This is a genomic window from Bradyrhizobium sp. AUGA SZCCT0182 (assembly GCF_018130185.1).
Taxonomy (GTDB): Bacteria; Pseudomonadota; Alphaproteobacteria; order Rhizobiales; family Xanthobacteraceae; genus Bradyrhizobium.
Genome location: NZ_JAFCLY010000023.1, coordinates 47,332 through 68,404 on the forward strand (window position 1 = coordinate 47,332; position 21,073 = coordinate 68,404).

Here is a 21,073-nt window from a genome sequence, read left to right on the forward strand (position 1 = left end):
TCCCGCCTCAGGCTGCGTCTTCGAACTGGGCGTAGCCGGAAGCCTCGAGCTCCAGCGCCAGTTCCTTGCCGCCGCTTTTGACGACGCGGCCCTTGGACATCACGTGCACGAAATCAGGCACGATGTAGTTGAGCAGCCGCTGGTAGTGGGTGATGACGACCATGGCCCTGCCCTGCGAACGCAGCGCGTTGACGCCGTCGGCTGCGACGCGCAGGGCGTCGATGTCGAGGCCGGAATCCATTTCGTCGAGGATGCAGACGGCCGGCTCGAACAGCGCCATCTGCAGAATCTCGTTGCGCTTCTTCTCGCCGCCGGAAAACCCGACATTGACGCCGCGCTTGAGCATGTCGCGCGGAATGTTCAGGCTGGCCGCCGCGGCATAGGCCTTCTTCAGGAATTCCGGCGTCGTCAGCTGGCTCTCGCCGCGCGCCTTGCGTTGCGCGTTCAGCGCCACGTGCAGGAAGTTCATGGTGGCGACGCCGGGAATTTCCACCGGATACTGGAACGCCAGGAACACGCCCTTGGCGGCGCGCTCATCCGGCGACATCTCCAGGAGGTCCTCGCCCCTAAACAGGATTTCGCCGCCGGTGACTTCATAGCCGGGCTTGCCGGCGATGACGTGCGACAGCGTCGATTTGCCGGAGCCGTTCGGCCCCATGATCGCATGCACCTCGCCCGGATTTACCGTGAGCGACAGCCCATGGAGGATCTCACGCTCCTCGACACGGACTTTCAGGTCTTTCACTTCAAGTAACGCAGTCATATTCTTTCCTTCTGGCCTAAAACGCCCGAACTAGAACTGGCAAAAAAAGCCAGGCAAAAAACCCCAGAGATCCACCACCTGCAGCCAGTTTGCCGAATTCGGTAGCTTCAACCGATCCCGCCAAACTCCCGATCAACACGGCAAACAATCCGACGATCGCAATCATCAAAAACAACGCGAGCGGCGCAAACCGTATGAAGTAGAAGATGTTTCGAACCATCCGGATTACCCGACGCTGCCCTCCAGCGAGATCGAGATCAGCTTCTGCGCTTCGACCGCGAACTCCATCGGCAGTTGCTGCAGCACATCCTTCACGAAACCGTTGACCACGAGGCCGACAGCTTCTTCCTGGCTGAGCCCGCGCTGCACGCAGTAGAACAGCACGTCTTCCGAAATCTTCGACGTGGTGGCTTCGTGCTCGAACAGCGCCGAGGAGTTCTTGGCTTCGACATAAGGCACGGTGTGCGCGCCGCATTTATCGCCGATCAGGAGCGAGTCGCAGGCGGTGAAGTTGCGCGCGCCTGTTGCTTTCCTGTGGGCGGTGACGAGGCCACGATAGGTGTTTTGCGAGACGCCGGCGGCGATGCCCTTGGAGATGATCCGGCTCGTCGTGTTCTTGCCGAGATGAATCATCTTGGTGCCGGAATCGACCTGCTGGTGACCGTTCGAGATCGCGATCGAATAGAACTCGCCGCGTGAATTGTCGCCGCGCAGGATGCAGCTCGGATATTTCCAGGTGATCGCAGAACCGGTCTCGACCTGGGTCCACGATATCTTGGAATTATTGCCGCGGCAGTCGCCACGCTTGGTGACGAAATTGTAGATGCCGCCCTTGCCCTCGGAGTTGCCGGGGTACCAGTTCTGCACGGTCGAATATTTGATCTCGGCATCGTCGTGCGTGACGAGTTCGACGACCGCGGCGTGCAACTGGTTCTCGTCGCGTTGCGGCGCGGTGCAGCCTTCGAGATAGCTGACGTAAGAACCCTTGTCGGCGATGATCAGCGTACGCTCGAACTGGCCGGTGTTGCGCTCGTTGATGCGGAAGTAAGTCGACAACTCCATCGGGCAGCGCACGCCCGGCGGCACATAGACGAACGAGCCGTCGGAGAAGACAGCCGAATTCAGCGTCGCGAAATAATTGTCCGAAGTCGGCACGACCGTGCCGAGATACTTCTTTACGAGTTCAGGGTGTTCGCGGATCGCTTCCGAGATCGGCATGAAGATCACGCCGGCCTGCTTCAGCTCCTTCTGGAACGTGGTCGCGACCGAGACCGAATCGAAGACAGCGTCGACCGCGATCTTGCGCTGGCCTTCTGGGCGTACGACGCCTTCCAGCACCTCGACTTCGCGCAAGGGAATACCGAGCTTCTCGTAGGTCTTCAGGATGTCGGGATCGATCTCATCGAGCGAACCGATCGTCTTCTTCGGCTTCGGCGCCGAATAGTAATAGAGATCCTGATAGTCGATCTTGGGATAGTTGACGCGCGCCCATTGCGGCTCGGTCATGGTCAGCCAGCGGCGATAGGCCTCCAGCCGCCACTCCAGCATCCAGGCCGGCTCATTCTTTTTCGCAGAGATGAAGCGGACGGTGTCTTCCGACAGCCCCTTAGGAGCCTTGTCGGACTCGATCAGCGTCTCAAATCCATATCGATATTGGTCAACGTCGATCTGCCTGACGCGATCGACCGTCTCCTGTACGGCAGCCATTCCATCCTCCGCTCGCGGTTTCAAGGACCGCGGTGGATCAATCCGGCGGTTCTAGAGCCTGATCGATCCTGATTGGTTCAGAACCGATTGCTTAGAACCGTTCAACCTGTGTTTCGTCGCTCTTAAGTAAGGTATTGGTGAGCTTTCGCCAAGCCTTGAGGGCCAATTCAATCTCTGTCTGTGATGTAGACCACCCCAGACTGAGCCGCACAGCTCCCTGAGCCAGTTCCCGGCCCTGCCCCATGGCGTCCAGGACATGCGAGGGCTGGACCTTGCCCGATGAGCAGGCGGCGCCCGACGATACCGCAATACCGGCGAGATCGAAGCCAATCACGGCCGTTTCGGCCTTTAGGCCGGGAACGCTGAACAGGGTGGTATTGGGCAACCGCGGGACGCTTTCCGAGAAGACGATCATCCCAGGCGTCTGCTTCAGACCGTCCTCGAGGCGATCTTTGAGCCCCTGCAGGCGTCCCGTATCCACGTCCAGCGCTGCCATCGCCGCCCTGGCAGCGGCGCCAAACGCCGAAATTCCCGCAACGTTCTCGGTACCCGCCCGGCGTCCCAGCTCCTGCCCGCCGCCGCGCAGCAGCGGCTCCAGCCCCAGCACATCCTGGGCCAACACAACAGCGCCGACGCCCTTGGGCCCGCCGATCTTGTGCGCCGAAAGCGTGACGAGATCGGCGTCGATCGAATTGATATTAAAGGGTATTTTGCCGTATGCTTGGATCGCATCGACATGCAGCAGCCCGCCGGCCTCATGGACGATCTGAGATACCTCTGCCACGGGCTGAATGGCACCGGTCTCGTTATTGGCCAGCATCACCGACACCAGCGCGGGAGGGCCGTTCAGCAGCTCGCGCAGATGGTCGAGATCAACAAGGCCCGAGGCCGTGACCTTGATGGTCTTGATCACGTCGGGTGGAAACCGTCCGCCCGACAGCACGGAGGCGTGTTCGATGGCCGACACCAGGAGCCGCTGAACCGGCTGCCCTGCGCCCCGCCGCAAGCCCGGCGTCAGAGCGAGCGCGTTGGCCTCGGTTCCACCTGATGAAAAGACCACATCCTGCGGCCGGGCGCCGACCGCCGCGGCGACCGTGGCGCGGGCGTCCTCGACCAGCCGGCGCGCCTGGCGGCCCTCGGTGTGGACCGAGGACGGGTTGCCGGCTAGCTCCCAGGCCGCCGCCAGCGCCGCCTTGGCTTCCGGGCGAAGCGGCGTGGTCGCGTTCCAGTCGAGATAGATCCGGTCGGGCATGCGCCGTCTTAACACCTTTTGCGAGGCGGCCAATCATTGCGCGGGCTGGCTCCGCGCCCGCACCGGCATGGCCGGTTCGGATGCCATCCGCAATCCGAACAAGGGTCTCAAGATAGTGACGCGCCGAACGATCTCATAGGTCGCCACGCAGGCCGCGATCGTGCCCGAAATGACGATCCCCGCCTCAAGCCAGGCTGGCAGACCCTGTCCGCGCAGTGCATGCGCAATCATGATGATCGCGGTCTGGTGCACGATGTAATACGGGAAGATCGCATCGGTGAGATAGCGCCGCACCGGCGAATCCGCGGTCAACCATCGCCGCGCGAAGCCGAGCAGCGCGACCATGCAAAGCCATTGATAGGATCCGTAGGCCAAGCCGGCCAAGATTTTCAGCGGCATGCCGCCGTACCTGGTCGCCCACACGGCGAGAAAGCACAGAAAGAATACGGCCGCCAGCGACAGCGCCAGCCAGCGCAGACGCTCCATCGCCTCCCAGATGGCCGCAGCGCGGGCCAGCACAAAGCCGAACAGGAAGACGGTCGCGAACAGCGCGTGATTGTACCAGTCGCCGAACAGCGCGTGCGTCGATGGAAAGTGTGGCAGCAGGACCAGACGATAGGCCGCAAGCAGCAGCGGCGGCACGACCAGCAGCAGCACGCCCGATAGCGCCGATGCCAGCCGCCGTTCGATCCAGCCGAGAAGTCCGGGAGCCAGCGCCAGCACGCCGCCCAGCGCCATCGTGTAAACCCACAGATAGGCCACGAACCAGAGATGGTTCCAGGTCGGCAGCAGGATGCAGGGGGTTGGGCAGAATTGCGGCCCGAAAGCGAGGTAATGCCGCTGGTAGAAATCGACGAAGCCGGCCGGATAGCCAACCGCCTCGACGATCTGGTCATAGGCCTGCGGCGGCACGATCACCAGCATGCCGAACACCAGGGGTATCAATAGCCGCGCCGACCGCGACCGCAGCAGCGGCCCCAACTTGTATTTGCCCAGCATGAAGCGGGTCGCCACGCCCGAAACCAGGAACAACAGCGCCAGCCGCCATGGATTGAGCACCAGCATCACCGGTTCCAGCGCAGCGATCCGATGCACGCTCTTGATGTGGAAGCCCCAGGAAACGTAGAGCATGCCGACATGGTAGAAGATCAGCAGGCCGAAGGCTGCGATCCGCACCCAGTCCAGATCGATGCGCCGCTCGGAGCCGGAAGCGGAATCCGGTGGTTGTGATATGGTTTGCTGCCACATGGCTTGATCCCTCAATGCGCGACGAAGTTGGATGACCGACGTCAAAAATGCGCCTGATGGCCGTGGCGTCGAGCCGGTTTGGGATCAAAACCAGCCTGCTTGGGACGAGACGACCCCGCGTGGGACCAGCGGCCTGTTTCGCGGGATAACCGGCGCCGACTGGTTGGTCTACGCCGCAGTCGCGGCGGTCGCGCTAGCGATCGGCAGCGTCAACGCGCTGTCGACCGCGGACGACATCGCCCGGCGCGGCGGCTCGTATAACCTCAAGACGCCGCTGCTCTGGGAGATGACCAGCATTGCCGTCATCATCCTGCTGGCGCCGGCCCTGTTCGCCGCGGTCAGGCGAATCCGCCGGGAACCTCGCCGGCTGGTCCGTATCGCGCTGGTGATCGCGGCAATCATCGTCTTCTCCGCCGTACACATCACCGGGATGGTGGCCTTGCGTAAACTCGTGCTGTGGCTGCTCGGCGGCAGCTATGATTTCCACCTCTCGCTTGCGACCTTGCTCTATGAGGCCCGCAAGGACGCGGTCACCTGCCTGTTGATCGGTGGCGGCATGTGGCTGATCGACAGCCGCCGCGAGGTCGGGGCGGTTGCGACGGCGGCCCCCGCCACGGCAGCGGAAGCGCTGCCGCATATGGTCTGGCTGCGCGACGGCACCACCCGTATCCGCATCGAACCCAAAGAGATTATCTGGATCAGTTCGGCCGGGAACTATGTCGAATACAGCCTCGCCGATGGTCGCAGCCATCTGGTCCGCGGAACGCTGGCAGCGGCCGAGGCTGAGCTTGCGCGATTCAAACTGGCGCGCGTCCACCGCACCCGGCTCGCCAATCTCGACCGGGTGACCGCCGTGGCGTTGAAGCCATCGGGAGATTTCGAGCTTACCTTCGACACCGGCCAGACCGCTGTGGGCAGCCGGCGCTACCGCAACGCCATCGCCTCGCTTGAGACGAAAACAGATCTGCTAAATCCTTCAAATACTTATCCCGGGCGCTGAATTCGCATTGGCGCGGCCCTGGGTGCATAAAGTCCTTGCTTTTTGCCCCTCGCGTCATGTTAGAACGCGGCCACAAGTTCACCGAGCGCTGTCCGCGCATCGCCCCAACGACGTCCGATCATCGTTTCTGCCGGATCACGTCCGTTGCCAAGGAAGACTTCCAAGGATCATCAATGCCTGAAGTTATTTTCACCGGTCCTGCGGGCCGCCTCGAAGGCCGTTACCATCCGGCGAAGCAGAAGAACGCGCCGATCGCGATGATCCTGCATCCGCATCCGCAGTTTCACGGCACGATGAACCACCAGATCGTCTACCAGTGCTACTACGCGTTCGCGCATCGCGGCTTTTCGGTCCTGCGATTCAATTTCCGCGGCGTCGGCCGCAGCCAGGGCTCGTTCGATCACGGCACCGGCGAGTTGTCGGATGCGGCTTCCGCGCTCGACTGGGCGCAGACCATCAATCCCGAAGCGCGCGCCTGCTGGGTTGCCGGCTTTTCGTTCGGCGCCTGGATCGGCATGCAGCTTCTGATGCGCCGGCCGGAGGTCGAAGGTTTTATTTCGATCGCACCGCCCGCCAATCTCTATGATTTCTCGTTCCTTGCGCCCTGCCCGTCGTCGGGCCTGATCGTGCATGGCGAGAAGGATGCGGTGGTGCCGCCGAAGGACGTCAACACGCTGGTCGAGAAGCTCAAGACCCAAAAGGGCATCGTGATCGACCAGCAGATCATTCCCGGCGCCAACCATTTCTTCGACGGCAAATTGCAGCCGCTGATGGAGACGGTGACCGGCTATCTCGACATGCGGCTCGCCAACGTCCGGTAAACGAGGCGGCGCGCGATGACCGCCTTCGTCGCTCCCCTTCGTGCCGTCAATGTCGGCGGCACCGGCAAGCTACCGATGACCGAGCTGAAAGCAATGTGCGAGGCGCTCGGCTTCGAGGGCGTCCGCACCTACATCGCCAGCGGCAATGTGGTGTTCACCAGCCGCAAATCCGAACCCGCCGTGAAGAAGGCGCTGGAAGCGCGACTTGAAGCCTATGCCGGCAAGGCTGTCGGCGTGATGGTGCGCACCGCCGCCGAGATGCAGGCCGTCTTGAACAACAATCCGTTTCCAAAGGCGCCGGGCAATCGGACGCTCGCGATCTTTCTCGACGCCAAGCCGCCGGCGGATACGCTTGCCGCTGTCAGACACCGCAAGGACGATGAAATCGGACTGGGCGCGCGCGAGATCTATGTCCATTACGGCGACGGCATCGGGCAATCGAAACTGGTGATCCCTGCCGCAAAAGCGGGAACGGCGCGCAACACGAATACGATTGCGGCGCTGGCGAAGATGGCGAGCGATTTGTAACCGCTTACGCCGGCGCCATCTTCAACGCGACGATGCCGGTCATGACCAGCACGATGCCGGCGATCTTCACCGGGTTGAGCGCCTCGCCGAACAGCAGCACGCCCATGGTCAGGGTCCCGACCGCGCCGATGCCGGTCCACACCGTGTAGGCGACGCCAATCTCCAGCACCTGCAGCGCACGCCCGAGCAAAAACACGAACGCCGCCAGCAGCACCAGCGAGACGATGCTCCAGCCCAGCCGCGTATAACCCTCGGCGTATTTCATCGAGATCGCCCAGCCGACATCGAGCAGCCCGGCCGTCACCAGCGCGATCCAGGCGACCGGCGGCGACATGGTTATGCCGCCAGTTTCAGCATGTGCGCGTTATGGCGAACCAGAAACGCGTGCAGCAATTGCGGATAGTCGGCGCCGACGGCGTTGCGGACACTTTCCCGCGTTGCCAGCGCCATCCGCCATGCGCGCACCTTCGGCGTCTGTGCGAAGATCGAGAGGTCGATCAACTCGTCGAACACATCGAAGTACCGGAAAATCGGCGCGAACACGGCATCCACGAGACTGAATTTTTCGCCGGCAAAGAATGGACCCGAACCCAGCGCCTCCTCGACGCGCGCAAATTTCGCGGCCACCGCGACGCGTTTGGCTTCAAACACCGCGGCATCGCCGGTGGTTTCGAGGCCCCACAGCTCGCTTAAAATAGTCGAGCCGAATTCCATCCAGGCCCGGTGCTGCGCCCGCTGCAATGGATCCTGCGAGTGCAGTTTTGCGCCCGCTTGCGTCTCCTCGATGTACTCGCAGATCACGTTGCTCTCGAACAGCGCCACCTCGCCCGCATCGCTGCGCACGATCAGCACCGGCACCTTGCCGAGCGGCGAAAGCTTCAGGAACCAGTCCGGCTTGTTGGCGAGGTCGATGTCGACGCGCTCGAACGGGACGCCCTTCTCGTTCAGCGCGATCACCGCGCGCTGCACATAGGGACAAAGCTTGTGGCTGATCAAAGTCAGTTTTGCCGTCATGACGACCTCCAAAGAGAACTGAAGGCAAAGCCGAACGGCTCGCTTCATGCACCTGCATCAAATTAGATGCGATTGCATGCAGTCGTCAAGGTCGATGCAATTGCATCAACATATCTTGATCCCGGCCGTTACGGCCGGGCCATGAGCCCCCCGGTCATCGGGATCGGCACCCCGGTGGTGGCCGGATAGCTCAGCGGCAGGCCTTTCAAGCCCCGCGCCGCCAGAAATCCAAAAGCCTGCGCCTCGATCGCATCCGAGGCCCAGCCCAGCCCATCCGCGGCCTCGACGGTTGCCGGCGCCAGCCGGTCGCGCAGCATCCGGAGCATGGTCAGGTTGCGGGCGCCGCCGCCGGCCACGATCCAGCTCTTCGGCACCTTCGGCAGCAGCGGCACGATCCGGGCGATCGACGCGGCCGTGAACGCGGTCAGGGTCGCGGCGCCGTCCACAGGCGACATCCCGTCAACCTTCAACGCGGCAAAGTCATTGCGGTCGAGCGATTTGGGCGGCGGCTTGGCAAAGAACGGCAGCGCCAGCGCGCGGGCGATCCAGGCGTCATCGACCTTGCCTTGCGCGGCGGTCTGGCCCGCGGTGTCGAAGCGCTGGTTCAGGACACGGTACATGTGGTCGTCGAGCAGCGCGTTGCCGGGACCGGTGTCGCAGGCGATCAGCGTATCGGTGCCGTCGATATAGGTGATGTTGGAGACCCCGCCGATATTAACCACAACGATCGGCCCCTCGCGCTCCAGCGACTGGGCCAGCGCGCGGTGATAGACCGGCACAAAGGGCGCGCCCTGCCCGCCGGCGGCGACGTCGGCGGCGCGGAAATCATGCATGACGGGAATGTGGATCGCCTTGGCCAGGGCTGCGGCATCGCCGATCTGTACCGTCAATCGGCGCTCAGGCCGGTGCAGCACGGTCTGGCCGTGAAAGCCGACGATGTCGATGTCCTGGGCGGAGATGCGGTGTTGCGCGGTAAAGGCGGCCACCGCCTCGGCATGGGCCAAAGTGACGGCCTGTTCGGCCTGCCGCAGGACACCCGGCCGCGCATCGCGCTGCGGCAGGTTGACGGCCTCGTACAGCGCCTGGCGCAGCAGGCGGCGCTCCATTTCGCTGTAGGGACGATATCCGGATGGCCCAAAAGCCCGGACTTTCCGGCCATCGGTTTCGATCATGGCGACATCGACCCCGTCGAGCGAGGTGCCGCTCATCAAACCTATTGCCGTCAACATCATAGTAATCGTGCCTTCGCCACGCCCTGCTCGAATCGTCCCGCCGACGACGACCAGCTTGTGCCAAACACGGACATCTTATAATGCCACACCGCACGCGCTTGCGGCAGGCCATTCCGCTATGGTTCCGCAACTCGTTACAATTACCGTGAAAATAGAATGATCAGAGTCGCAGACCAATGACCGCATTTAAATCAGATTTCCTGAACATTTTACAGGAACGCGGCTTTATCCACCAATGTTCCGATTTCGAAGGCCTCGACGCGCTCGCCGCGAAGGGCCAGGCGACCGCCTATGTCGGCTACGATTGTACCGCGCCGTCGCTGCATATCGGCAATTACCTCACCATGATGATGCTGCACTGGCTGCAGCAAAGCGGCAACAAGCCGATCACCCTGATGGGCGGCGGCACCACCATGGTCGGCGATCCCTCCGGCAAGGACGAGTCGCGCGCGATCCGCTCCATCGCGGAAATCGAGGCCAACAAGGCCTCGATCCGCGGCGTGTTCGCCAAAGTGCTGCGCTACGGCAACGGCGCCAGCGACGCCATCATGCTCGACAACGCCGAATGGCTGACCAAGCTGAACTGGATCGAAATGCTGCGCGACATCGGCCGGCATTTCTCGGTCAACCGCATGCTGACGATGGACTCGGTGCGCCTGCGGCTCGAACGCGAGCAGGAGATGAGCTTCATCGAGTTCAATTACATGGTCTGCCAGGCCTATGACTTCGTCGAACTGGCGCGCCGCACCGGCTGCAGGCTGCAGATGGGCGGCTCCGACCAATGGGGCAACATCGTCAACGGCGTCGATCTCGGCCGCCGCATGGGCACGGAACAGTTGTTCGCGCTGACCACGCCGCTGCTCACCACCGCATCGGGCGCCAAGATGGGCAAGACCGCGCAAGGCGCGGTGTGGCTCAACGCCGACGCGTTCTCGCCTTACGATTTCTGGCAATACTGGCGCAACGTCGAGGATGCCGACGTCGTGAAATTCCTAAAGCTGTTCACGATCCTGCCGATGGGCGAGATCAACAAGCTTGCGGCGCTGCAAGGCGGCGAGATCAACGAGGCCAAGAAGGTGCTGGCGACGGAAGCAACCGCGCTGCTGCACGGCCGCGAAGCCGCCAACACCGCCTCCGAAACCGCGCGGCAGACCTTTGAGGAAGGCGCAATCGCGGAAAGCCTGCCGACGGTGGAAATTCCGCGCGGCGAACTTGATGCCGGCATCGGCGTCCTCGCGGCATTCGTCAAAGCCGGCCTCGTCGCATCGAATGGCGAGGCACGCCGCCAGATCAAGGGCGGCGGCCTTCGTGTCAATGATGCTGCCGTGACCGACGAGAAGATGGTCCTGAACGCCGCAAACCTCACGCAGGAAGGCGTTATCAAGCTGTCGATGGGCAAGAAGAAGCACGTCCTGCTCAAGCCTGCATAGGCGTATTCGCTTTACGCGCTTGCTCGGCGGCGCAGAAGCGCGCTCCCTGCCTTCCATGGATCAAAAGACGCCAGGGGGAGACGCGCTGACGACGCCGCCAAGACCGGCGCGCACGGCCCTCAATGTGCTGGCGCTATGCTTTGCGCTGTCGGTGGTCGGCCGCGGCCTCGGCGAGAGTTTTACGGTTTTCCTGAAACCGATCGCGGAGAGTTTCGCCTGGGACCGCGCCGAAGTGGTTTCGGTCTATTCGCTGACCTGGCTCGCGGGCGGACTGATGGCGCCGTTCGTTGGCCGGCTGTTTGACCGCTCCGGGCCGCGCCTCGTCTATTCGCTCGGATTGCTGCTGCTCGGCGGCTCGTTTCTGGTTGCCTCGCGCGCGCAGGCGCTCTGGCAGTTCCAGCTCTCCACGGGATTGTGCGTCGGCATCGGCATCGCGCTGATCGGCGTGGTGCCGAACTCGATCCTGCTCGGCCGCTGGTTCGGACCGCGATTGCCAACCGCGATGGCGATCCTCTATTCGGCGACCGGCGCGGGCATTTTGGTGTTGCTGCCGGCCTCGCAGCTGCTGATCGACCGCATCGGCTGGCGCGATGCCTATCAATGGTTCGGGATCGTGGCGCTGTGTCTGTTGCTGCCGCTGCTGCTGATGCCGTGGCGGCTGTTCGCGACCGGCTCACCGCATGTCGTCAAGAAGACCGACGACGGCTTCGTCGATGACGGCTGGACGCTGAAGAGCGCGATGCTCCACCACGTCTTCTGGGCGCTGTTCTCGACATTCTTTTTCACCGCGGTGGCGATGTACGCCATCACAGCGCAGATCGTGGCGTATCTGATCGACGCCGGCTTCCCTCCCCTGGAAGCGGCCACGGCCTGGGGTTTTTCCGGCGTGGTGCTGCTGTTCGGCATGCTCGGGATTTCGACGCTGGACGGCATCATCGGCCGCAGGCCGTCGGTGCTGTTCAGCTACGGCGTCTCGATCGTCGGCATCATCCTGCTCTGGCTGCTGCAATATTATCCGAACTACTGGCTGCTGACCGGCTTCATCATCTCTTTCGGCAGCATGATCGGTTCGCGTGGGCCGCTGATCACCGCGACTGCGCTGAACATTTTCCGCGGCAAACGGGTCGGCACCATCTTCGGCACGATTTCGATCGGCAGCGGCCTCGGATCAGGGCTGGGCTCGTGGGCCGGCGGCCTGATCCATGATTGGACCCACAGCTACAACGCGCTGTTCGTATTCGCGCTGGTCAACGTGGTGCTGGGATTGATCCCGTTCCTGGTGGTGCCGGCGCTGCGGCGGTGACAATACAATCCAGGGACGGCGCAATTGTCATCACGGGCGCCACCAGCTCCTTCGCCATCGGCCGCCGCCACGAACCAGCCGCACGACGACAAGCAGCAATATCGCGCCGATGGTCGCATTGATGATTGCGCTGATGATTCCGGTTCCGAGATGAATGCCGAGCTGCGGCAAAAGCCAACTTCCGATAAAGGCGCCCACAATCCCGATAAGGAGATCGCCGACGATCCCAAATCCGGTCCCCTGCACGATTTGGCCCGCGAGCCAGCCGGCCACGAGACCGACAAACAAGATGACCAGCAAACTCTCGCCCGACATATGCATATCGTCACCTCAGCGGTTGGCCGCAGGGCCAGCATTGCAGGCTGGTCCGCATCTGTCTGTATAAGATTGATCATGCCCGACCGAACAAAGCCGGCCGGGCAGATCTTTGGTCGTTCGTAGCGCGTGGCTCAGTATCGACCGCCGCCGACACCAATGCTCACGCCGGGCGCATGAATTCCAATACCCGGTTCGCGCTCTTCATAGCCGCGGCGCTCGATATAGCGCTCGCGCGGCGCATAGCCATACGAGTCGCGAGACTCGCGAAGGATGACGCGGCGCTCACCGCGCTCACGCCAGCAACGGCCGTCTTCGTCGCAAACCATGCGTACGTTCTGAATGTGGCTGTCCGATGCGACCGGGCCAATCGAAAGCGGAGCCGCCGAGGCGGCAGTGGCGAACAACGCCGCAGCGCCGGCTGCCAGCGCGAGGGTGAGCGTTTTCATTTTTTCTCCGGGGGTTGATGTGTCAGGGGACCAATAGGCCGGTGGCCCGTTGGTTCCTGCGACATCTTCACGTGTTCTGCCTGGATCGAACGGCGCGAGAGGCAAGAATCTATTCTTTGACTCGGGGCAGGATAGGCAGGTCGAGCAGGAAATGTGCCCCTTTGGGATTTCCGGAGGTGAGCGTCAGGTTGCCTTGAAGCTGCCGCACCATGCCGACGATCACCTTGAACCCCAGACTGGTTTGCGACTGATCAATGTCGAAGCCGTCCGGAAGGCCGACGCCATGGTCGGAAACCTCGACATGAAGATGTTCGTCGATTTCCCGCGCACTGACCTCGATAACGCCACCGCCTTCGGGGTAGGCGTATTTCACCGCGTTTGTAACGAGTTCGTTGATCAGGAGCCCCAATGGAATGGCATGGTCAGCCGAAAGCAGCATTGGGTCGGCATGGCAGTGCAGCGTATGGCCATCCGTCGTACCTTGCAGCTTTTTGCAAAGCTCATTCATGAAGTCTACGAGTTCGACAAAACCGACGTGCGAACTACGCCATAGATGATCATGTACCTGGGCGATGGTGTCGACGCGCAGGCTTGCATCCTCAAGCGCATTTCTGACATCCGGGGATAGAGCCGTACGGGCCTGCACGCGCAGCAACCCGACCACTGAAGTCAGACTGTTCTTGACGCGGTGGCTCATCTCCCGCGTCAGCAGCGCCTGGTGCTCAAGTGCCTCCTGCAGCTTGGCGTCCGCCTGCTGACGTTCGATGGCGACGCCGAGCAGGCCAGCAAAGCCGGCCAGAAAATCGGCGTCCGCCTCGTCAAACTGGCCGGGATCGGCGCTATCGACCTCCAATACGCCGAAGAACGTTTTGCCCTCCCCGCCCTTTTCGATCAGCACGTTGATCGCGCGCCTGACGCCGTGATCCTTCAGGAGCTGGGGTGTCCGGAAACGGGTCTCCACCTCCAGGTGATTCGAGATAACCGTGGCCCCGGTTTGGTAGGCGTATCCGGCCGGCGATCCGAGATCGGCGGTGAGCGAGACGCTATCGATGGTGTCGAGGTCCCAGCCGACGCCGGCGCGCACCCTCAGGTGGTCCTCTTCCGGCACATATTCCAAGACTTTGGCGAATCGTGTCTGAAGCCCGTCGGCGCAAAGCTCGGTGGCCCGCTGCAGGATTTGTCGGTAGTCGCGGGTTTGCATAGCGATGCGGCCGAACTCGCCGAGCAGGGATTGCTGCCGAAGTCGGTATGGAAGCTCGTCCCGATCAGGCGATTCTGCAGGAAACTTGAATAGTTCCTGAACTGCGTCAGACGGCATATGCAATCGCGGACCTCCCGAGCACGGCCTTCGCCAGGGATCAGTTCAGATTTCAGCCAGTGCTTTCAGAGCATTATGGCAGCCCGGCGTTGGTCAGTCTGAGCAAAACAGCTCACTTCAGCGCCCCGGTGCGTGAGCGCCCGCTCCTGCAGCATCACGAATACGTGGGTCATGGTCTGTGGTGTGGACCACCGACAGCACGAAAGGCGGCGTGCGATCACTCACACCTTCCAGGAGGTGCGCATGCTCGATTCTGAAAGCGACCGAAAGCGCGACCTTGAGTGCCTGCGCCTGGCATCGGACCTCATTGAACTCGCATCCATGTCGCTCACCCCGGAATTGAAGGCGCAGTGTCTGCGGATGGCAGCCGAATTGACCGAGCAGGCGAATCAGGGACACGGCAGCTAGTAGCCCGTTTAGGAAAGTTCCCGTCAACATGGCTGCAGAATTGCCCAGCAAATCACCGACCATCGTTCTGATCGTAGAGGACGACACACTGCTGCGGATGTGTGCCGCAGAGATTGTTGAGGAAGCAGGCTTTGCAGTTATTGAAGCTGCTGATGCAGACGCAGCGATGGCCCTGCTGGAATCCCGCTTAGACATTGCGTTGCTGCTCACAGATATCGACATGCCCGGCAGCATGAACGGATTGCAATTGGCCCACGCGGCGCGCAACCGCTGGCCGCCAATCAAAATTCTCGTCGTATCGGGACACGTGCGGCCCTTCGAACTTCCGCAGGACAGCTGCTTTCTCGCAAAGCCTTACCAGACTGCGGCACTGGTCGAGGCGCTGTGTACGCTGGCGCCTCCCTTGGGCCATCCCTATCGGGAACCCAGCAATGTCCACTGAGCTGTTTTGCTCAGACGTGAGCACCATATTCGTGCAAATCTAACCTGCCCAATCTCACAGACTCTACTCTTGTGATGATCGGCCCGAAGCACTCGCATCAACACGCTGCCAAAAGCGATGTCCCAAGCACAAATGGACCATGACCCGCGAAGCAATCAACTGCTCGGCGCCCTGGAGCCGGACAGCCGCAAGAGAATAGATTCCTACCTCGAGCCCATCGATTTCCAGCTCGAAGAAATGGTCTGCGATGCCGGCGGTCTGCTCAAGCACGCCTATTTTCCGCAAGGCTCGGTTCTGTCGCTATTGACCGTTCTGGAAAATGGCGCCGCCATCGAGACTGCCAACATCGGTCGCGAAGGTGCGTTCGGCCTCTTTGCAGCCATGTACAGCCGCGTCTCGTTCAACCGCTGTCTCGTGCAACTCCCAGGTCATACAGTCCGTTGCCCGATCGAGCTATTGCGATATGAATTCAAAAGCAGCGAACACGTGCGCGATCTGTTCGTGAGTTACTCGGAGACCCTGCTTTCACAGGTTCAGCAGACGGTTGCCTGCAATTCCATGCACACGACGGAAGAGCGCATGTGCAGGTGGCTATTGATGATGCACGACCGCGCCGGGGGTGAAGCGCTGCCTTACACACACGAGTTTCTTTCGCATATGCTCGGCGCGAACCGGAAATCCGTAACGCTTGCCGCACAGTCGATGCAGACCGCCGGTCTCATCCATTATCGCCGCGGCACCATCCAGGTACTTGACCGAGCGGGCTTAGAGAAGGCGTCATGCGAATGTTACGCCATCGTCAAGGAGCGCTTCGATGCGTTCCTGACACCGCCTTCGACAGCGGTACCTGGCCATAACAAGGGCCGTACGGCCGGGTGAAGCCCCCGCTAGACCCGATAACGCTCCATAACCTCGCGGTCCGGCTCGTAACCGAGCCCCGGCCCTTCCGGCACCGCGACCGCGCCATCGGCGCCGACATCGATCGCACCGCGCCAAAGGCACGCGGCACGGTTCATATAAAAGAACTCGACGAAGGTCTTGTCGTCACGCAGCGACAGCAACTGCAGCGTCGCCAGAAGGCCCGGACCGAAATAGGGCGAATGCGGCGCGAGCCTGACGCCCATTTGATCGGCCAGATCGACCACCTTCAGATATTCGGTGATGCCGCCGACCTTGGTCACCGAGGGCTGCGCGTAGCTGACCGCGCCCGCATCCATCATCAGGCGAAATTGATTGACGGTGCAGGCATTCTCACCGGCGGCGATATCGAGCCCGCCCTTCGTGCGGGTCTCCGCCAGCGCGGCAAAATCTTCCGGCGGCCATACCGGCTCCTCCAGAAACATCGGCGCGGCCGCCTTGCATTCATGCGCGAAGGCGATGGCTTCCGCCGACGTCATCGGGCAGTTCATATCGACCATCAGCGGGAAGCCGTCGCCGATCGCGCGCCGTGCGGCGAATACGGCTGATACCGTCGTCTCATGAAGCTTGATGGCGGTGTAACCCCGCCGCAGCGCCGTCTCGCATTCGCTGGCGACGAGATCGGGTGTTCCGATCCGCAGCAGGCTGGCATAGGCCGGAATCCGCGCCCGCTTGCGCGCACCCAACAGGCGGTGAAGCGGGACGCCTTGCACGCGGGCCGCGAGATCCCACAACGCGATATCGAGCGCGGAGATCGCGAACATCGTGATGCCGTAGCGGCCGAACAGATGCAGATTGCGCTGGATGCGATCCATGAAGGCGGGAATGTCCGCGGCGTCGGGGACCTCGAGGCCCCGGGCCTGCGGCGCAATCATTTCATCGATGGCGGTGGCGCTGGATCGCGGGCACACATAGCTGAAGGCGTCACCCCAGCCGGTCAGTCCCGCATCGGTCGAGACCTCGACAAGAACGATTTCGAGCGCCGATATCGCCGAGGCGCCCTGTCTGAAGCTCGCCACGCCGGCGTCATAGGGGATGCGGATATGATGCGCACGGACGTTGGTGATCTGCATGACGCCAGCCTCCCGTTTTTTTGAAAGCTAGCGCGGGACGATGCCGATTGGCCAGATCAATCGCTGATGACAGAATCCCTCAACCGTTCACGCCTTAATTATTGGTCGGCGGGAATTCGATCGGGTTGTTCTGCTTGCCGGTGTTGAATTCGAAAATCTTGCGCAGCACGCCGGGCGCCATCGCTGAAATCGGATTGACGCGCAACACCGGCGCTGCCGGCGTGCCGACGACCTCATAGGTGACGCCGATCAGGCCCTCATTGCTGCCGCCGCCGAGGAACAGCCCAAGCACTGGAATCTGGCCGAACATGTTGTTGAGCCCGTACATCGGAACGAAGGTCCCGCTCATGCGCACGGAGTTGCCGATATAATCGAGCGTGCCTTCGATGGTGGCGCCGATGGTCGGACCCTTCACGACGCCGTCCCGGATCGTGAGATGTCCGCTTTGCCGGGTGAATTCCGCGCGCAACGCCGAGAACGACACGCCGTTCTGTACGCCTGCCGGTCCGCCCGCCGCCGCGCGCTCCAGTTCAGGAACGCCTTTGACGGAGAAGTCGCGGATATTGATCAGGCCCTCTTTGGCTGATGGTTCGACCGTCGGCGGTTCCATCGCGAGTGAGAGCTGACCGCCGAAGACCTTCGAGTTGGTATCGGTGAAGCGGAGGAACGCCCCGGCGTCATTGGTCTGCAGAATGATCAGGTCACGCCCCTGCCCCTGCACGCGACCGCGCAAATCGGCGGACACCGGCGAATCGCGCCCGACCTTGCCCGTCATCGCAAACGTCTTGATGACGCCATTGCGCCGGGACATCTTGGCGTCGACGCTGCGCAGCGCCTCGCCATTGTGGCCGGCGACCGCGCCGAGCTTGACGTCGATGTCCAGATCGATGTTCTTGGTCTTCTTGGCGTCGGCTTCCTTGCCCGAGATCGCCGATTTGAGGAAGCCGCGGCCGTCGAACACGTCGCCGCGCATCGTCACCTTCACGACGCCATCGGCATTGCGTTCGGCTTTCAGCGAGGTCTTGTCGCCTTCCGACGGCGAGTAGGTCGGGAAGTTCGCGGTCATCAGCTCGCCATTCGCGTCGACTTCCAGCGAGCCCTTGATCGAGACGCCGCCGCCATCGACGACGATGTCCTGGAACAGCGTCGACTGCTCCTTTTTGACGACGCTGAAGGTCGCCTTGCCGGACCTGCCCGGCACCTTGACCCAACCCGGCAGGATGTTGTCGAGCCGGAGCGAGGTGAGATCGGCCTCGATACCGACGCGGGTGTCGTTTTCGCCGATCTTGCCGATCAACTTGATCGGGATCGCGCCGCTGACGGCCGGACCAAGATCGAGCCCAAGACGCGCGCGGCTGGCGTCATCCAGCGTCGCCGACAGCTTGATGTCGGCGTCGCCTTCGTTCGGCTTGCGATAATCCAGCGACGCCGCCTGGCCGTTGATCTTGACGTCGCCCCTGACCTGATAGCCGTTATTGTTGGCAACGACCTTCAGCGTGTTGGCCTCCAGCTTCTGGTTCATCACCAGCTTGTCGATGGAAACCCCGCCGAGATCGGCGGTCACGGAATAAGTGGTATCGGCCTTGGTCAGCACGCCCTTGACCGGCATGCCGAGCATGACGGTGGCCGTCACATTTCCCTTGCTCGCGTTCGGATCGACGAAGGTGGCGGATACGTCGCTGAGGCGATCGGATGCCAGAATCTCGGCCGCCGCCGGTATGGTGCCGTCGATGCGGAATTTGACCTTTGCCGGCGATGGCTTCGGCGCCATGTCCGGCACCTCGAAGGTGAAATCCGAAATGGTGACCTTACGACCGGCCGGCGTATCCGCGATGCCCTGGCCGATGTTGACGGTGGCGGTGCGGCCCGTCACCCGCGCCTTCAGGTCGGCGTCGCGCACGACCGGCATGTCATCGACCGGGCGCACCGTCACGCCCGTCGCCGTGATATTGACCGCCAGGCCGTCGTCGGGAATCGGCGGGCCCTTGCGCGACAAATTTCGCACCGGCGAATTGACGCCGACCTCGATGCGCTGGAGCGTGCCGCGTTCGATCCGCTCGATCACCCACTCGCGCACTTCCGGCACGATCAGAACCGGCCACATCCGCTTGAGCGCGGAGGCCGACATCGGCGTACCGGCAAAGCCAAGCTGGAGCCGCGCCTCGCCGGAATAATCGACGCTGCCGGTTCCGGCGACGCCGATCTCGCCATTGCTGATATCGGCCTGCGTCAGCAGAAAGCGCTTCCTTTCGGTGTCGAAGCGCATGCCTATCGCGATGCGATTGAAGATCAGCGGCTGTTCGCCCTCATTGCCGGCCAGCACGATGGTGCCGCCGCTCAACCCGGCCTGCCATTCGGTCGTGGTTCCATTCGGCGGCTCGAGATGGCCGAGCAGCGTGACCCGGTTGGCACCGGAAACGATCTTGAACGGGGCGACCAGCACGCGCCGCGCGGAATCCCATTCGACGTTCATTTCCGCCGCATCGATCGCCATCGGATAATCGGGCGTATCGCTGTCGATGATGTGGCCGGCACCGGCGGTAAGCTTGCCGCGGAAATAGGTCGGCAGGCCATCGCGGCCGAGTTCGCCTTTCAGCTCGCCCGACAGCGGCAGGTTTGCGCTGTAGGTGAGATCCTTGACCCGCATCGCCAGCAGAATATTGGCCGTCGGCACCTTGTCGGCACGCAGATCGACCGAGCGCACACCGTTGGTCGGCGGCCCGATCACCGCCCGCAGCGACCATGGTCGGGCGCCCTCCTCGCCCACGCTCAGCGCCACGCCACCGGCGCTCGGCCGGCGAAGGCTCATGCTGATATTGTCGAACGTCCATTTGTTGCCGCGCTGCTGGTCGTCGACGACCAGATTGCCGTTCTTCAAGCCGATTTCGTTGAGATTTTGTCCGTCGAGACCGGTCAGGCTCAGGCTGTCGAGCCAATCGAGGCCGGCCAGCAATCCGTTCTGTGCCGTCTCGGGCGCCGGCGTGCCAGGGGGCGGTGCCGGCCGCGGGAATGTGGGCGCCAAGCCAGCGTCGCGCTTCGAGGCTACGCCGGTCGCCAATGGTTTGGCCGTGTCACCGGCGGATACCGTCACCTGGCCATCCGGTGTGATTCGTACCGCGAGTTCGGCATCGACCAAGTTGAGGCTCTCGGCGCGAAGCCGCCCCATCAACAACGCGGTGCCGGATAATCTCACTTCGGCTTTTGGGGCGCTTGCGACAATCGCCTGGTCGCGATCCCTGACCACGATGTCGCGGATACGCACCGCGATTCGAATTTTGCCGGCGCGCTCGATTTGCGTGCCACCGACCTCGACCGTATTGCCGTGCCCGATATTTTCCTCGATCGCCGCCGCAAGCCAGGGCGTCGCCAGGTCGAGATTGATCGGCCCGGCGCCGAGCCGCCACCAAAGCCCGCCGAAACAGCTGGCAAAGATCACGGCCAGCACCGCAATTACGACCGTCAGGCGCTTGACCCAACGTTCGCCGGTGACCCATCGGTTCAGCGCCGAGACATTGTCGCTGAACCGGTGAAGACGGGAATTGGAACGGGACAATAATCGCCGTGCGCGGTGGCGTGCGGCCTCGTCCTGGTCGGTATCCCAGCCGGCCTCGTCATCCCATTGCGAGATGTGAGCCTCAGCACGCGGATTCGACCCTTGGGGTCCGGAACCCTGGGGTCCAGAACCTTTGAGCCCAGAACCTTGGAGCCCAGGACTTTGGGGCGAACTATTCCTAGCCATTGCCTCTCGGTGCTGGCGCTGAGGTTGATCGTCGCCGCAGGCGCGCCCATCGATCTGTATCGAGCGCTCCTGTGTCGGCATCGCTGCCAATCCTCGATTAATACTGTTACTCG

The 21,073-nt window shown here is 62.4% G+C and carries 21 protein-coding genes; 8 read left to right on the top strand and 13 right to left on the bottom strand.

Features of this window, described 5'->3' with window-relative positions; all coding sequences use genetic code 11:
• Positions 1 to 7: 7 nt before the first annotated feature.
• From sufC to JQ611_RS23450, 5 genes are all read right to left on the bottom strand, one after another.
• Positions 8 to 763, bottom strand: coding sequence for a Fe-S cluster assembly ATPase SufC (gene sufC / locus JQ611_RS23430; RefSeq protein WP_212261867.1), 756 nt, complete (start codon positions 761 to 763; stop codon positions 8 to 10).
• 16 nt (positions 764 to 779) lie between these two features.
• Complete coding sequence (locus JQ611_RS23435; RefSeq protein WP_212466724.1) at positions 780 to 983, bottom strand: GlyGly-CTERM sorting domain-containing protein; 204 nt, start codon at positions 981 to 983, stop codon at positions 780 to 782.
• A 5-nt stretch (positions 984 to 988) separates the two neighbouring features.
• On the bottom strand, positions 989 to 2,470 hold the full coding sequence (gene sufB, locus JQ611_RS23440; RefSeq protein ID WP_211994964.1) for a Fe-S cluster assembly protein SufB: 1,482 nt from the start codon (positions 2,468 to 2,470) through the stop codon (positions 989 to 991).
• Between the two features lie 91 nt (positions 2,471 to 2,561).
• Positions 2,562 to 3,722 carry a cysteine desulfurase family protein gene (locus JQ611_RS23445; RefSeq protein ID WP_212466725.1) on the bottom strand — a complete coding sequence of 387 codons (1,161 nt, stop codon included), beginning with the start codon at positions 3,720 to 3,722 and terminating at the stop codon, positions 2,562 to 2,564.
• A 33-nt stretch (positions 3,723 to 3,755) separates the two neighbouring features.
• The gene (locus JQ611_RS23450) at positions 3,756 to 4,970 is read right to left on the bottom strand and encodes an acyltransferase family protein (protein ID WP_212466726.1); all 1,215 of its coding nucleotides are present in this window, start codon (positions 4,968 to 4,970) and stop codon (positions 3,756 to 3,758) included.
• Between the two features lie 31 nt (positions 4,971 to 5,001).
• Here JQ611_RS23450 and JQ611_RS23455 point away from each other — a divergent pair, with 31 nt between their 5' ends.
• The 3 genes from JQ611_RS23455 to JQ611_RS23465 all read left to right on the top strand — a co-directional run bounded on the left by JQ611_RS23455 (position 5,002) and on the right by JQ611_RS23465 (position 7,319).
• Positions 5,002 to 5,970 (top strand): LytTR family DNA-binding domain-containing protein, encoded by a 969-nt coding sequence (locus JQ611_RS23455; protein ID WP_212389726.1) that lies wholly within the window; start codon positions 5,002 to 5,004, stop codon positions 5,968 to 5,970.
• A gap of 173 nt (positions 5,971 to 6,143) precedes the next feature.
• On the top strand, positions 6,144 to 6,791 hold the full coding sequence (locus JQ611_RS23460) for an alpha/beta hydrolase (RefSeq protein WP_074829094.1): 648 nt from the start codon (positions 6,144 to 6,146) through the stop codon (positions 6,789 to 6,791).
• A 15-nt stretch (positions 6,792 to 6,806) separates the two neighbouring features.
• On the top strand, positions 6,807 to 7,319 hold the full coding sequence (locus JQ611_RS23465) for a DUF1697 domain-containing protein (protein ID WP_212466727.1): 513 nt from the start codon (positions 6,807 to 6,809) through the stop codon (positions 7,317 to 7,319).
• 4 nt (positions 7,320 to 7,323) lie between these two features.
• Here JQ611_RS23465 and JQ611_RS23470 read toward each other — a convergent pair whose 3' ends face one another.
• The 3 genes from JQ611_RS23470 to JQ611_RS23480 all read right to left on the bottom strand — a co-directional run bounded on the left by JQ611_RS23470 (position 7,324) and on the right by JQ611_RS23480 (position 9,565).
• Entirely contained in the window at positions 7,324 to 7,653 is a 330-nt protein-coding gene (locus JQ611_RS23470) for a multidrug efflux SMR transporter (protein WP_212389724.1), read from the bottom strand.
• Positions 7,654 to 7,655: 2 nt separating this feature from the next.
• Positions 7,656 to 8,333, bottom strand: coding sequence for a glutathione S-transferase family protein (locus tag JQ611_RS23475; RefSeq protein WP_212389723.1), 678 nt, complete (start codon positions 8,331 to 8,333; stop codon positions 7,656 to 7,658).
• Between the two features lie 128 nt (positions 8,334 to 8,461).
• Positions 8,462 to 9,565: an anhydro-N-acetylmuramic acid kinase gene (locus JQ611_RS23480; RefSeq protein ID WP_212389722.1), complete on the bottom strand. Its 1,104-nt coding sequence runs from the start codon at positions 9,563 to 9,565 to the stop codon at positions 8,462 to 8,464.
• Positions 9,566 to 9,741: 176 nt separating this feature from the next.
• Here JQ611_RS23480 and tyrS point away from each other — a divergent pair, with 176 nt between their 5' ends.
• Together tyrS and JQ611_RS23490 are read left to right on the top strand one after the other, a co-directional pair.
• On the top strand, positions 9,742 to 10,995 hold the full coding sequence (gene tyrS, locus JQ611_RS23485; RefSeq protein ID WP_212389721.1) for a tyrosine--tRNA ligase: 1,254 nt from the start codon (positions 9,742 to 9,744) through the stop codon (positions 10,993 to 10,995).
• A 55-nt stretch (positions 10,996 to 11,050) separates the two neighbouring features.
• Positions 11,051 to 12,298 (top strand): MFS transporter, encoded by a 1,248-nt coding sequence (locus tag JQ611_RS23490; protein WP_212389720.1) that lies wholly within the window; start codon positions 11,051 to 11,053, stop codon positions 12,296 to 12,298.
• A gap of 30 nt (positions 12,299 to 12,328) precedes the next feature.
• Here JQ611_RS23490 and JQ611_RS23495 read toward each other — a convergent pair whose 3' ends face one another.
• From JQ611_RS23495 to JQ611_RS23505, 3 genes are all read right to left on the bottom strand, one after another.
• Positions 12,329 to 12,619 carry a GlsB/YeaQ/YmgE family stress response membrane protein gene (locus JQ611_RS23495; RefSeq protein WP_211994952.1) on the bottom strand — a complete coding sequence of 97 codons (291 nt, stop codon included), beginning with the start codon at positions 12,617 to 12,619 and terminating at the stop codon, positions 12,329 to 12,331.
• A gap of 128 nt (positions 12,620 to 12,747) precedes the next feature.
• Positions 12,748 to 13,062 (bottom strand): hypothetical protein, encoded by a 315-nt coding sequence (locus tag JQ611_RS23500; protein WP_212466728.1) that lies wholly within the window; start codon positions 13,060 to 13,062, stop codon positions 12,748 to 12,750.
• A 109-nt stretch (positions 13,063 to 13,171) separates the two neighbouring features.
• Positions 13,172 to 14,380, bottom strand: coding sequence for a sensor histidine kinase (locus JQ611_RS23505; protein ID WP_212262459.1), 1,209 nt, complete (start codon positions 14,378 to 14,380; stop codon positions 13,172 to 13,174).
• A gap of 243 nt (positions 14,381 to 14,623) precedes the next feature.
• On the opposite strand from JQ611_RS23505, the gene JQ611_RS23510 reads away from it, so the two are divergent.
• The 3 genes from JQ611_RS23510 to JQ611_RS23520 all read left to right on the top strand — a co-directional run bounded on the left by JQ611_RS23510 (position 14,624) and on the right by JQ611_RS23520 (position 16,109).
• Positions 14,624 to 14,788 carry a hypothetical protein gene (locus JQ611_RS23510; protein WP_212466729.1) on the top strand — a complete coding sequence of 55 codons (165 nt, stop codon included), beginning with the start codon at positions 14,624 to 14,626 and terminating at the stop codon, positions 14,786 to 14,788.
• A 28-nt stretch (positions 14,789 to 14,816) separates the two neighbouring features.
• Complete coding sequence (locus tag JQ611_RS23515; protein ID WP_212466730.1) at positions 14,817 to 15,230, top strand: response regulator; 414 nt, start codon at positions 14,817 to 14,819, stop codon at positions 15,228 to 15,230.
• A 117-nt stretch (positions 15,231 to 15,347) separates the two neighbouring features.
• Positions 15,348 to 16,109, top strand: coding sequence for a Crp/Fnr family transcriptional regulator (locus tag JQ611_RS23520; protein ID WP_212466731.1), 762 nt, complete (start codon positions 15,348 to 15,350; stop codon positions 16,107 to 16,109).
• Positions 16,110 to 16,117: 8 nt separating this feature from the next.
• On the opposite strand, the gene JQ611_RS23525 is transcribed toward JQ611_RS23520, so the two are convergent.
• Complete coding sequence (locus JQ611_RS23525; RefSeq protein WP_212466732.1) at positions 16,118 to 17,221, bottom strand: mandelate racemase/muconate lactonizing enzyme family protein; 1,104 nt, start codon at positions 17,219 to 17,221, stop codon at positions 16,118 to 16,120.
• A gap of 94 nt (positions 17,222 to 17,315) precedes the next feature.
• Positions 17,316 to 21,041 (bottom strand): DUF3971 domain-containing protein, encoded by a 3,726-nt coding sequence (locus JQ611_RS23530; RefSeq protein ID WP_212466733.1) that lies wholly within the window; start codon positions 21,039 to 21,041, stop codon positions 17,316 to 17,318.
• Positions 21,042 to 21,073: the final 32 nt, after the last annotated feature.